Origin of the sequence: Saccharibacillus brassicae (assembly GCF_006542275.1) — a bacterium.
In the GTDB taxonomy this organism is placed as follows: Bacteria; Bacillota; Bacilli; order Paenibacillales; family Paenibacillaceae; genus Saccharibacillus; species Saccharibacillus brassicae.
Genome location: NZ_CP041217.1, coordinates 5,192,135 through 5,205,648, shown reverse-complemented (window position 1 = coordinate 5,205,648; position 13,514 = coordinate 5,192,135). Strand labels below are relative to the sequence as shown.

The window sequence follows — 13,514 nt, the reverse complement described above, 5'->3', positions numbered from 1 at the left end:
CGCCCCTACGCTCAAGCCGCCGGTCTCCGTGAATCCGTATCCCTGCTGCCCGGTATAGAGCGTATCCTGCACGCCCGTATGGCCTTGCGCGGCATCCGTGCCGAAGTCGAACCGGTAGACCGGTTCCGCCGCAGGACCTCCGCCGGTCAGCGCCAGATTGGCTTTGGCAAATTCGGAAGCTTCCGCGCCGATATAAAAGCCCGGGTGCGGCGGCTGGTTATACGCGACGTTCTGCCACGCCACCCCAAGCCGATAGACCGGGTCCTGCATCAGCGCCGGGATTCGGTATTCGCTCGGGATCGTCGTCGTATACAGGCGGTATTCCGAACTGTCCGCGCTGCGCACCAGAATCTCTTCGCGCCAATCGCCCAGCAGATCCGCCTGAAGCGCCGGATTGCCTTTGGTATGGTTGTTCGTCAGCGCGCCGCTTGCGCGGAAGATTTCGTTCAGCTTTTTGCCGGCGGGGTCCCACTTGTAGACGAGCGGGGTGCCTTGGGCCGCAGCCGCGTCCCACTCATGGTCCAGCAGTTCGCGCTGCAGGTCGCCGTCCCACCAGATCGCGAAGTTCGCGCTTTTCGGCGACTGTTCCGGCGTGTAGACGGCGGCTCCCGCCGCCGAATACGTACTCGTGACCGGAACGCTTTGACCGTCCGTAATCGTCGTGGCCCACGATTCGTAGCCGGGATAGTTCGGATCGATGTCCGCCGACATCCCGCGCCCGGTATCCCGCCCCGTGTATTCGCCCCAGAGAATCTCGCCCGTGCCGGCGTCGCGCATTTCGAGTCCGTAAGCGGCCGTCTTGTGCTCATGCACGCTCATGACCTGATAACCTGCGCGGTTCGGGTCCAATTTGCCCGCATGAATCGCATCGCCGTGGCCGAGCCCGGTGCTGTACAGCAGCGTGCCGTCGTCGTCAATCGCAAGCGCGCCGAACATGATCTCGTCTTTGCCGTCTCCGTCGGCGTCCAGCACGCTCAGATTATGGTTGCCCTGCGATTCGTACGCTTGGCCGGCTTCGTTCGTATCGAACGTCCAGCGCCGCACGAGCTGCCCGCCGACGTAATCGTAAGCGGCCACGACCGTGCGCGTATAATAGCCGCGGCTCATGATAACGCTCGGCTTGGAGCCGTCCAGGTAAGCGATGCCGCCGAGGAAGCGGTCTACCCGGTTGCCGTACCCGTCGCCCCAGTCGCTGACATTCCCCCGGGGCGGATCGTACGCCACCGTCGAGACGGCCGCTCCGCTCTCGCCGTCGAACAGCGTGAGAAATTCCGGCCCCGACAGAATATACCCGCCGTCGTTGCGGTAATCTTTGGAGGCGTCGCCGATGACCTTGCCCTGCCCGTCCACCGTGCCGTCCGCCGTTTTCACCACGACTTCGGCTTTGCCGTTTCCGTCCAGATCGTACACCATCAGCTGGGTATAGTGGGCGCCGGCCCGGATATTGACGCCGAGATCGATCCGCCACAGCTTCGTGCCGTCGAGCTTGACCGCGTCGATATACACGCTGCCGGTATAACCGGCCTGCGAATTGTCTTTGGCGTTGCTCGGGCTCCACAAAAAGACGATCTCGTATTCGCCGTCGCCGTCCAGATCCGCGACGGACGCATCGCCCGCATAATACGTATAGGTGCCGCCGTCTTTGGTTCGCCCGTCCGCCGGCTTGTCCAGCGGGATCGGCAGGTAGTCGTCGTGCCAGACCGACGCGACTTCCGGCTGCATCTCTTCACGGCCCGCGGTCACGGCCGAGATCTGATACTGCGAACTGTCGAAGCCGGTCGGATCGACATAGTTCGTCGCGCCGCCGATCGGAGCCGCGTTTACTTTGATTCCGTTTTTATATATATTGAAAGCGATCTCATCGGAATCCGTGTGCAAATACCTCCAGCTTAGAAACACGCCTTCGTCCGTGAGCACCGCGACCAGCCCCCGGTCGAGGGACTCCGCTTGGCGGGCCGACGGCGAAGAGGCGCTTTCGGCGCGCGCAGGCGCGGCCGGAACAGCGATCGTCACGGCCATCAGGAAGGCAAGAAACGCGGCGAATACGGATTTCCGGACGGCACGTTGGGTACGATTCATCAAATAAAGACCTCCTGTTTGTGAACATATTTTTTTGGTTCGGACAAAAAATCTGCGATTCGGTCAGTACGCCTCCTTTTTTGATAGCGTTTACATTTATTCTACAAGGGTCTAAAAAGCCGCACAATCTTAAAAATAAGACTTCCACTCTAACAAAATTGACTTTTTACGGGAGATGAGAAGATGAAAAATACGGTCTCTTATGCTTTTCGCAGCGACGATTTGTCGATCATGACCGTCGATTCCGTAGGTTGGCAGAACATCTCGCGCGCCAATTACCGCTGTTCGAGCGACACCAGGCCGGACCACGGACATGTCGTTTTTCAATACACGCTCAGCGGTCAGGGTTATGTGGACATCGCAGATCAGGTACTGCCGCTGCCGAAGGGACACGCGCTCGTCGTGCAAGTGTCCGAGCCGCATTGTTATTACTACAAGGCAGACAGCACCGAACCGTGGGAATTCGTATGGATCAATATCCGGGGCGAAGAAGCAAGCCGAATCTGGAGCCTGGTTATCGAGCGGGAAGGACATGTCATCAAGCGCGGCGCGGACTCGCCTCTGATCCGGCAGCTGTGGGACATCATCGGCTTGATCAATCGGGAGAACGTAACGGACAAGTACCGCTTGTCCGTGCAGGCGTATCAGTGGATGCTGACGCTGGTACAGACAAGCCGCGAAGCGGAGAACGAGATCGGCGTCGTCGCGATCACGACGATCGAGAAGTGCAAGACGTTCATGCGGGAACATTACGCGTCGCCGGTCACGCTGGACCTGCTCGCCGAGCACTGCGACCTGAACAAACATTATCTGTGCCGCCTGTTCCAACGCTCCGAACGGATCTCGCCGCTTGCGTATCTCAAAAACAGGCGGATCGAAGCGGCGCTCAAGCTGCTGCGCACGACCGAACTGCCGATCTCCCGCATCGGGCGGCAGTGCGGCTTCGAGAGCCCGAGCTATTTTGGCAAAGTGTTCAAACAGTATATGTCCATGTCCCCGACGGAATATCGCCTGAACACGCTGGAGTTTCCTTACGACGCCATTTATTACGAATAACGCAAAAAGAGTCCGGAACACGCGTCGCAGCCGCGTCTTCGGACTCTTTTCCATCTTCAAATTCCATTTTCTATCTTCTTAAATTCCGGCCTGGCCTACGTTCAACCTCGCAGGCCAAGCATAACCGCTATCTCGCGAGGATAACCCGCCATGTCTCCCGCGATACGACTTTGACGTCCGTGTCCGACAGACCCTGCCCCAGCTCTTCAATCCGGACGTACAGCGTCCGGGTATGCGGATCGACCCGCAGCTCGGTAATGTGGCCGCGCTTCGTCTCAAGGCTCCAGGCGTGGACAGTGTCGTGGATACGCACGTTCACGCCGTCTCGCGGACGGATGACCCATTCCCGCTCGTTCGTCTGGACATCGCACCCGAAGCCGTAGATGCCAAGGATCGGGTGATCGATCACGACCGAAGCCGCCATTTTGAGTGCCATGAAATAGCCGAGGCTGCTCTCGCCGGACATCTGCCAGGCGTTTTTGATCAACGGGACCTGCCCGGGCCTGATCTCCTTCGTGTTCGCCCAGCCCGTATGCAGCACCCAGCACGAACTTCCGATCGTCTCCGGGTCGTCGTTCCACTGTCCGGAATTGATCAGAGACCATCCTGCCAGGTACGACGCATACGCCGATTTGATCAGTTCGTAATCCGCGCGGCCTTCGTTCAGGGCGTAATCGTACAGCACCCAGCCGCCCAGATGCGTCATATAGCTGACGTTCCAATACGTTTCGCCCTGTTGGCGGAGGTCGGTGTTGTAAAAGCGCCAATCCGGCTGATGGCCGCGGTTGGCGAACGACGCCTGCACCGCTTTTTCCATCGTCTGCGTGTCTCCGGCGCTTTTGGCATAACCGTAGACCGCTTCGTACGCCGTGGAATCGTAAGCCATTTCCGAACCGAACGGGTAAGCCGATTTTGTGAAGAAAGAAGCTTTGGAAGCCGCCGTCTCCCGAACCCATTCCGCTTCTTCGGTCATGCCTTTGCCAGCCAGCGCGTCGGCGAGATACAGCGGAATCGTCGACTCCCCCATATTGCCGTATTCGGTCGCGCCGACCCCGTCCGGAAACATCCAGAACCGGAACATCGCCTGCGTATACAAGAAAGCCTGGCGCAGATAATCTTCGGCCGTTCTCAGATGCGTATAACCGAACCGTTCCTGAATGCGGTACATATTGAAATACGTGTTGATTACATGCACGTAATTGAACGCCCGCCAGACGTCGTCGGCGCCGTGGCCTTCCCACGGCTCGAACATCGTATGCCACGGCACCATGCGGTGCACCCGGTATCCCGGCTGCTCCGTCAAGCGCTCTTCGACGAAATCGGACAGATAGGCTTCCAGAATGCGCAGCTGCGCTTCGTCCGGGCGATAGACGTTTTTCTCCGACAGGAACAAGCCGCTGACGAGTCCGATCTCGTCGCTTCCGCCTGCCCACCAGTCGTCGCCGAACGGATTGCAGGTCGAGTTGATCCGGCTCTTCCTCGTCATGTCCCACATGAGCAGGCCGTGATAACACGGATCGCCCGGATTCGTCTCGTACTGGTGCTCCGCGATAAAGGCCGCATGCCCGGTAATCAAACGCTCCAGCGTGTCGATCGCAAAAAAGTGCAGCACGCTCCGCTCTCCGTCCCCGTAATGGATCGTCACGTCATTCTCGCCGAGATGATGGAAGCGAATGCGGTACAGGCGGTATCCGCCTGCCTGCTCGCCTTCGTCCCGAATATCCGTCAGTTCGGGAACGGACGCCGTCACGGCATGGATCGTCTTCGTGGAACGAAGCAGGACGACCGCCTGATCGTCGCGCGGCACGACCAATCCCGGCAGCACCTCGATATCGATCTGTCCGCTCTCATGGGCGAGGCGGCCGATATCCGCGAAGCTTTGCGCCCAGGCGAGTTTGAACCTGTAAGTCAAGCGGTTCCCCGGAGGCAGGGTCAACGCGCGGCTTCCTTGCAACACCGCGGTGACCAGGCCCTCCCAGCTTTCGTCGAACGAGGTGTACGGACCGAACGGGCTGCCCGTGCCGGGTTCCGCTTTGAGATTATTCCGGTCGTCTCTCTCCGTGCCTTCAAGACCCGTCCCGTCCCCGGTCAGCATGACGAGAAACGGCGGTTTGCCGCTTGACCTCGCCCAGTACACGTACGACCCTTCTTCGCTAATAAAAGTATGGCGCAGCACGTTCTGTTCGTATTTGTAGACGGAATCGTTCCTGAAGATCTGATTGAACAGCAGCGGCACGCCGATCGAATCGAATTCAAGCGTATGCTCCGAGCGGTTGGTCAATCCGATCGTCCAATACAATCCGTCGTCTTCCAGACGGAAATCCGTCTCCAGATCGAAATGCCGGATACCGTCCGCATGCACCGAATCGCCCTCATAAGTCACGTTCACGGTGTTCCCGCGCTGCCGAACCGTGCGGATATCCGACGAAGGAGCGGTATTTCCCGACGTCCATTCCCTATTCCCGATCCGGTATCGGGTGACGATATGGCCGAACCATTTCGCGTCCGGAATGTCCATCTCCGGGAACTCGGTAGGATCAAGCAAATATTCGGTCGACTGCCGGTCTTCCCGGCAGCGAAGAGAAACAAATCCTCCCCGGCCGGTATCGAATTTGGCGACGAAAGTCTCATTTTCCAGCGTGATGCAGCGTTCTGACAGCGGACCGTCCGGTTTCATAAGCCGTGCTCCTCTCCCTGCGATCGTGCTTCTGCTTCGCTTATTTCTCGTCGACCCATACGCGCATCTCGCCTTCGCCGCGGTTCGCCCACGCGAAATACGGGATAAATTTCAGCTGCGTCTCCACTTCTTGCTGCGCCGTATCCCGTCTGTACAGCTCTTCCCCCCAGCTATCGGGATCCCGTCTGAGACCTGCGGCCGTAATGAACGGGATACGGCCAAACGACGTATCGTCTTCCTTGACTTCGAACGCCGCTTGCGGAGGCAGCAGAACCTGATGCAGATTCGCGCCATTGTCCGCTTCCTCCAGACAGTAGACGAGCGGGCCGCGCTGCAGCGCCGTTTTGCCTGCTGTCTGCCGAACGAGAGGGTGGCCTTTCATGCGCGCGACCGTCATCGGCAGCGCAAGCTCAACGCTATCGCCCGCTTGCCATTCCCGCTCCAGCTTGACGTAACCGGCGTGAATCCGGCCATCGAACGGCACTTTGACGCCGTTGATCGAGAGCGCCGGATGTTCGCACCAATTCGGGATCCGCAGCGCCAGTTCGAACGTGACAGGCGTCTCCGCCTCGACCGTGAAGCGGATATCGCCGTCCCACGGATAGTTGGACTGCTGATGCAGCACGAACGCCTGACCGCCGAGTTCCAGCTTCGATTCGCCGCTGATATACAGATTCGCGTACACCGTATGGTCCTGCACGGTGTAGATATATTGGCCGAGCGAAGCGAGCAGGCGGGCTACGTTCGGCGGGCAGCACGCGCAGCCGAACCAGCCCTGCCGAACCGTCTTCACGTGATGGTATTTATGGTTCGCGCAGCACGCTTTGGGGTGAACTTCAAGCGGATTGACGTAGAAAAAGCTTTTGCCGTCCATCGACATGCCGCTGATTACGGTGTTGTACAAAGCCCGCTCCATCGCGTCCGCGTAACGGCCCTGCGGCTGCAGCATCAGCATCCGCTGCGCGAAGAAGATCAACCCGATCGACGCGCACGTCTCGGCATAGACCGTATCGTTGGGCAGATCGTAATCCATGCTGAACGCTTCGCCGTGGCTCTGGGAACCGATGCCGCCGGTAATGTACATCTGCTTGCGTTCCATGTTGTCCCACAGTCTTTTGCAGTCTTCGAGCAGCTTGACGTCGCCGGTCGCCGCGGCCAGATGCGCCATACCGGTGCACATATAGACGAACCGCACCGCATGGCCGACCGCTTGATCCTGCTCGCGAATCGGCTTGTGGGCCTGGCTGTACGTCTTGTCGTCGATCACCCAGCGGCCGAAATGCGTCGATCCGTCTCTTTGCTCCAGTTCGGCATCGTAGAAGTGCGGGTTCTGCCGCCGTCCTCTTTCTTCGACGAAAAATCGGCATAGGCGCATATACTTCTCGCTGCCGGTCGCGTCGTACAACTGCATAAGCGCAAGCTTGATCTCCTGATGCCCGTCGTAGCCCTGAAGCTTGCCGGGAGCCGAGCCGAACACCTCGTCGATATAATCCGCGAATTTGCAGACGACTTCGAGTATTTTGCGTTTGCCGGTCGACTGGTAATAAGCGACGCCGGCTTCGATCAGATGGCCCGCGCAGTACAATTCGTGGCACTCCGTCAAGTTCGTCCACCGTTTGCCGGGTTCTTTTAACGTATAATACGTATTCAGGTAACCGTCTTCATGCTGGGCCTGCGCAATAAGGTCGACGACGCCGTCCGCGATGGCTTCGAGTTCGTCGTCCCGCTGCGTCGTCAGCAGGTAGGCGACGGCTTCGAGCCACTTGGCGACGTCGCTGTCCTGAAATACCATGCCGTAGAATTCGCCTTCCGCAAGACCCGCGGCGATCTTGAAATTCTGAATCGCACGGCTTGGCTCGGCGTTCGGAATGCGGTCATTCAGCGCTTCCCACTGGTACGGAACGACGACGCCGCGAACGAGGTCGACATAGGCCGACCAGAACGGGTCGCGAATATGGACATCGGCCAGAGGCAGCATGCGGGATGAAGACAACGTATGGTTCAAAATAAATCCCTCCAGAGTGTATCGGATCGGTGTATCGGATCGGTATCCATGATCCCGGCAGGGCGACGATCAACCTTTGACCGCGCCGTGCAGCAGACCTTTGACGAAAAACTTTTGCAGGAACGGATAGACGAGCAGCATGGGGAGGATCGACACCATGACGACGGCCGCTTCCAACTGCCGGATATCGACGGCTTCGGCATCGCCGAACACCTGCGTCGCGGCGCTCATCGCTTCCTGCGGCCTGTTCTCGATCAGGATGCGGCGGATCACGAGCTGCAAGACCCATTTGGTCGTATCCGACATGTACAGGAAAGCGTCGTACCACGCCAGCCAATGTGCGACGCCGACCCAGAGCGCGATCGTGGCGAGGATGGGCACGGACAGCGGCAGCACGATGCGGAAGAAAATTTTGAGGTGGCTCGCGCCGTCGATGACGGCCGACTCTTCCAGTTCCGCCGGCAGCGAACGGAAATAGTTGCGGATGATGAAGACGTTTACCGGAGCGATCAGGCCGGGAAGGACGAGCGCCCAGATCGAATTCATCAGTCCCAGACTTTTGATCAGCATGTACGTCGGGATCAACCCGCCGCTGAACAGCAGGGGGAATAACACGAACAGCGTAATCGTCTTGTTGAACGGCAGTTTGGCTTTGGATAACGGATACGCCGTAATCGAAGTGAACAGCAGGCTCAGTACGACCCCAAGTACCGTCCGGGTAATCGTGTTCCAGTAGCCGCGCCAGAAAGCGTCAAAATGAAAAATCGCGATGTAACTGTCGAAATTCAGACTTTTCGGATACCAGAGCGTTCCGACCGTGTACAGAAATTCGCGGGAACTGAGCGAGATCAAGACCTGATTCCAGAACGGGAACAACGTGACGATCAGCAGGAAACTCATAAAAGCGTAATTGAAAATATGGAAAATACGGTCGCCCAAAGAGTTCGATTTGTCCATGAGGCTCCTCCTTCCTACCACAAGGTGTTGTGATCTTTGTTGAATCGTTTGGCCAGCCAGTTCGTGAACAGAATCAGGATCAGCGCGATGACGGATTTGAAAATGCCGACCGCGGTGGAACGGCTGTAATCGAGGTCCTGTATGCCGACGCGGTACACGTACGTATCGATAATGTCCGAGACGTCCATGACCGACGAGTTGTACAAATTGAAGATCTGGTCAAACCCGGCGTCCAGAATGCCGGCCATGGACAGGATCAGCATGATCACGATAATGTTGGCAATGCTCGGCAGCGTGATATAGATAATGCGCTGCAGGCGGGTAGCGCCGTCGATCGCGGACGCTTCGTACAGGCTGTTGTCGATTCCGGCGATGGCGGCGAAATAAATGACCGCTCCCCAGCCGAAGTTTTTCCAGATGTCGGAAAGGACGAGGATCGCCCGGAAGTAATCCGGTTCCGCCATGAAAATCACCTTCTCGAATCCGAACAGGCCGATGATCGTATTGACCGTCCCTTCCAGCGAGAGCAGGCTCTCCATAATGCCGGCAAGCGCGATCCAGGAAATGAAATGCGGCAAGTACGACGCCGTCTGAACGAATTTTTTGAACGCCAACTGACGAACTTCGTTCAGCAGCACGGCGAACAGGATCGGAACCGGAAACCCGAGAAACAGTTTCAGGAAGCTGATAATCAGCGTATTTTTAAATACCGTGTAGAAATAAGGATCGGAGAAAAGTTCCCTAAACTGCTCGAATCCGACCCAGGGACTGCCCAAGATACCGTCCATCATTCTGTAGTCCTTGAACGCGATCAAAATGCCGTACATGGGCGCATAACAGAAAATAATAAAATAGACGATCCCGGGAAGGAGCAACAAGTACAAAGGAAGATAGGTTCCATACCGTTTCTTGTTCACCGTTCCGTTCCCCCTTCATGTGTGGAAAAAGAAAGGGAGCCTGCGCTCCCTGTGGGTATGCTTCATTTGTGCGCTTTATTTGTATACTTTGTCGTAAATTTGCTGCGCTTCTTCCATCGCTTGATCGCCGCCCAGCTTTTTCCACTCCGCCACGTAAGCGTCGAATTCGGATATCGGGCGTTTGCCCGTAATAAAGTCCGTATACGCCTTGGTCGTCAAATCCGTCAGTTTCGTCGACACTTTGTCGTATTCGGGCTTCGAGAACGGAGTCAACAAATCGTATTTGCCTGTCGCGATCGTCTGGGCTTTGATTTTGTATTCCCGGTCTTTGGCCGTCGGCAGCAGCTCGTTTTCTTTGTACACGTCGAGGAACGGCGGTTCCAGCGTCGGGAAGCGGGCTTCTCCCAAGCCGAGCTTTTGTCTCTCGTCGGCTTTGTCGTACGGCGGCAGCCAGGTGTATCCGCCGTTTTCTTTTTTGAACGTTTTGCCTTCTTCGCCGTACGAGCGTTTTTCCAGCCAGGCGATGTCGTTGTTCACCTTGTCGAAGATCTGCAAATATTTTTTCATTTTCTCCGGATTTTTCTCCAGCTGCTTGCCGAACATGATGCCCATGCCCGCAATCGGATTGAAGTGCATGATGCCGTGATCTCCGTTTGGCCCTGTCGGCCCCGGCGACAGCGCCCACGAAGCTTTCGGCGCCACGTCTTTGATCGGGGCATACCAGCCTGTCCCTTCCTGTCCGGCGTTGATGTTCTGCCAGGTGGCGCCCACTTTGGAACTGATAATTTTGTTGCGGGCCTGATCGAAGTCCAGCGCGACCCATTCCGGATCGATCAGGTCTTTGTTGTACCAGTCGTTCAGAAGCGTCAGGACCTCTTTCATCTTCGGATCGATTTCGTCACGGGCGATTCGGCCGTCCTTCTCTGTCCAAAGACCCGGGTACATGCCGTAGGCGCCATAGATCGGGCTGAACGCCCACATCGGGTCTTTCTGGATGCCCAGGTAGCCGTACGTATCTTTTTGCCCGTTGCCGTCCGGATCGTCGTTGCGGAATTTGACGAGCGCTTCTTCCATCTCGGCCAGCGACTCCGGCGTTTTCTTGATGCCGACCGCGTCCAGCCAGTCTTGGCGGTAGTACATGACGAGAAATTTGGTCAGATCCGGGTTCGCGGTCGGAATCGTGTAGTTTTTGCCGTTCCGTTCGAACAGGGCAAACGGATCTCCCTTGAAGATCTCTTTGTATTTGTCTACCCAGGCCATGTAATTCGGCATGTTCGCCTTGATCATCTCGACCGGGACCTCGGCCAGGATGCCCTGCTCGACGTATTTGTCGAACAACCCTACGTTGACGGCGTAATCGTTGATCCAATCCGGAATCTCGCCGCTTGAAATCTGAACGTTAAGTTTGTCCACATAATCCTGGGCGCCTACGCCCCGCATTTTGACGTTGATGTTCACGCCGAACTCTTTTTCGATTTCGCTGAACAGATACGCCTCGCTCGTCACTTTTTCGTTGCTGACCCACGCTTCGAGCTCTGCCCCGCTTGTGCTTGTGTCCGCTTTGTCGCCTCCGCCGGAGCAGCTGGCCAGAATGGCGAGCAGAACGACACTGCTCATGGCCAAAGGAATCTTTTTGCCGGATCTCATCGTGAAACCCTCCCTTTTTTCTTTTTTTGCAAGCTTGTTTAGCACGGGCTTTTTTTGTTTTTCAATCAACGGGAAATACGCTTATCTCTTTCGGTAAAGTTGAATGAAAGCGATTAACTTGTGTGATTACCTGTAGTATAGTGAATGAAAGCGCTATACACTATGGCTGTTTGCAACCTGTTTTTTTGAATTCCACACAAAAGGAGGACGAGGATTTTGGAAACCGCCGTACTTAATTTTATGTCTCCTCCCATTCCTTACTTCGTGGGGTGCGGCAATCAGCCGTACGCGGCCGGAGAACGGCATATCCATCGTCACGCGATCGGAATCTTCGACATCATCGTCGTCGCGACGGGCAGCCTGCATATCGGCGAAGAAGAGAATCGGTGGCGGCTCGGGGAACACGAAGGGATCATTCTTCGGCCGGACCTGTATCATTACGGAGTGGAAGGCTGCGAGACCCCCACCGAAATCATGTGGATCCATTTTAATACGGTAGGGATCTGGGCCGAACATCAGAGCATGGGCGAATATCTGCTTCGGCAGCAGGATATGAAGAGCAAGCATTCCATTCACGGCATCTATGCGAGCTATATCAATCCGATCTCGCTGCCCAAGCGGTTCCGGCTGTCCGACAAGGGACTGTCTCTCATGCGGGAACTGCTGCGCCTGCAGGACGAACCGCGCGCGATCGCGGCGTGGGCGCAGCAGACCGTGTTCCAGCAGCTGCTGCAGGCGATGGATTGCGAGCAGTCGCTGGAACAGGATCTCACGTCGATCCGCGTGGCGGAGAAAGTGCAGCGCTTTTTGCACGAGCGCTTCAACCAACCGATCAACAACGGGCTGCTCCAGGAAACGTTCAATTTCCATCCGAACTATATCGCCCGCTGCATGCGCAAGCAGTTCGGCGTGACGCCGCTGGAATACCTGATGGAACACCGCTTGAACATCGCCAAAAAGATGCTGTTGAATACCGGGTATTCGATCGAGAAAATTGCCGAGGAAGTGGGTATGGAACTGTCCACTTTTTCCAACGCATTCCGGAAAAGGGAAAGCGTATCTCCGCTCAACTACCGCAAGAAATACGCTAAACATGTCTAGGCCATGCCCAAAAGGGCAAGCCCGACGCGGCGAACCCGCGTCATGCCTACCCTGATCGTTGCCTATTCCGAAATCGAGGAGCTGAACCGATGACCTTCCCCCCGTCCCTGCCCGCTCTTGACGTCGAACATATGCAGATGCACGCTGCGGTCGGCGGACTGCGGCTGAACGTGCTGTATATCCGCTCCGGCACTTTTTTGCAGTCGATGCCCGCCCATGCGCACAGCGGCAAAAGTTACGAACTGCATTACGTGCCGGCCGGACGCGGACAGCTGATCGCGGACGGAGTCCGCTATCCGATCGGGCCGCATACGCTGTATATGACCGGTCCCGACATTGTGCACGAACAGATTCCCGATCCCGGCGATCCGATGCGCGAATACTGCATCTGCTTCGAAGCGCTGCCGGCCGGCGAACACGCCGATCCGGATTCGTCGGCGATCGCGGAGCTTTTTCTGCGGACTGCGTTCTGGCACGGCACGGATACGCAGCAGCTGTCGGACTTATTCGAACGGCTGTCGCGCGAAGCGGACCTGCAATCGATCGGGTATTATATGTCGATCCGCAGCCTCGTCGAGCAGATCGTAATCGCCGCAGTTCGCAATTACGCGTGCAACCGGCTGTCCGCTCACGCCGCGCCGCAGAAAACGCTGGACGACAAACGGCTCGTGCTGATCGAGCACAGCTTCCTGTCCGCTTCCGACACGCTGACGCTGCCGGGTCTGGCGCAGACGCTAGGGCTCGGCATCCGGCAGACGGAACGCACGCTCAAGCAGCATTACGGATTGTCTTTTACGCAAAAAAAGCGGCAGGCGCGCCTCAGCGCAGCCTGCAGCCTGCTTGTGACGACGACGCTCCCGATCGGTCGGATCGCCAGGCGCGTCGGATTTGCCACATTGGAAAGCTTTTGCACGTTTTTCAAAAAAGCGACCGGAATATCGGCGGGCGAATACCGCGAACGCCGGCAGGAAGAACGCTGAGATCATCCGTCAGGGATAGAGCGCGTCTATTAGGGCGAAAGCGCGTCCAGGCTCCAGACCTGTCGGGGACGTCGGAGCCGTCCGGAACGTCCCGT

At 57.2% G+C, this 13,514-nt stretch carries 8 protein-coding genes and 1 pseudogene; 3 read left to right on the top strand and 6 right to left on the bottom strand.

Annotation, left to right across the window (positions count from 1 at the left end; all coding sequences use genetic code 11):
* Nucleotides 1–141 precede the first annotated feature (141 nt).
* Nucleotides 142–2,019 (bottom strand): annotated as a pseudogene (locus tag FFV09_RS24615) (rhamnogalacturonan lyase); the annotation flags it as partial.
* 243 nt (nt 2,020–2,262) lie between these two features.
* Between FFV09_RS24615 and FFV09_RS21730 the strand changes: the two are divergent.
* The gene (locus FFV09_RS21730; protein WP_141449787.1) at nt 2,263–3,135 is read left to right on the top strand and encodes an AraC family transcriptional regulator; all 873 of its coding nucleotides are present in this window, start codon (nt 2,263–2,265) and stop codon (nt 3,133–3,135) included.
* Between the two features lie 127 nt (nt 3,136–3,262).
* Here FFV09_RS21730 and FFV09_RS21725 read toward each other — a convergent pair whose 3' ends face one another.
* The 5 genes from FFV09_RS21725 to FFV09_RS21705 form a co-directional block, all read right to left on the bottom strand.
* Complete coding sequence (locus FFV09_RS21725) at nt 3,263–5,812, bottom strand: DUF5695 domain-containing protein (protein WP_141449786.1); 2,550 nt, start codon at nt 5,810–5,812, stop codon at nt 3,263–3,265.
* 40 nt (nt 5,813–5,852) lie between these two features.
* On the bottom strand, nt 5,853–7,790 hold the full coding sequence (locus tag FFV09_RS21720) for a glycoside hydrolase family 127 protein (protein WP_141450579.1): 1,938 nt from the start codon (nt 7,788–7,790) through the stop codon (nt 5,853–5,855).
* Between the two features lie 96 nt (nt 7,791–7,886).
* Nucleotides 7,887–8,774, bottom strand: coding sequence for a carbohydrate ABC transporter permease (locus FFV09_RS21715; protein WP_141449785.1), 888 nt, complete (start codon nt 8,772–8,774; stop codon nt 7,887–7,889).
* Between the two features lie 14 nt (nt 8,775–8,788).
* Nucleotides 8,789–9,658, bottom strand: a complete 870-nt coding sequence (locus FFV09_RS21710) for an ABC transporter permease (RefSeq protein WP_246098408.1) — start codon at nt 9,656–9,658, stop codon at nt 8,789–8,791.
* A gap of 108 nt (nt 9,659–9,766) precedes the next feature.
* The gene (locus tag FFV09_RS21705; RefSeq protein ID WP_141449784.1) at nt 9,767–11,338 is read right to left on the bottom strand and encodes an extracellular solute-binding protein; all 1,572 of its coding nucleotides are present in this window, start codon (nt 11,336–11,338) and stop codon (nt 9,767–9,769) included.
* Between the two features lie 216 nt (nt 11,339–11,554).
* On the opposite strand from FFV09_RS21705, the gene FFV09_RS21700 reads away from it, so the two are divergent.
* Both FFV09_RS21700 and FFV09_RS21695 read left to right on the top strand, forming a co-directional pair.
* Complete coding sequence (locus FFV09_RS21700; RefSeq protein WP_141449783.1) at nt 11,555–12,439, top strand: helix-turn-helix domain-containing protein; 885 nt, start codon at nt 11,555–11,557, stop codon at nt 12,437–12,439.
* 89 nt (nt 12,440–12,528) lie between these two features.
* Nucleotides 12,529–13,419 carry a helix-turn-helix transcriptional regulator gene (locus FFV09_RS21695; protein WP_141449782.1) on the top strand — a complete coding sequence of 297 codons (891 nt, stop codon included), beginning with the start codon at nt 12,529–12,531 and terminating at the stop codon, nt 13,417–13,419.
* The last annotated feature ends 95 nt before the right edge of the window (nt 13,420–13,514 follow it).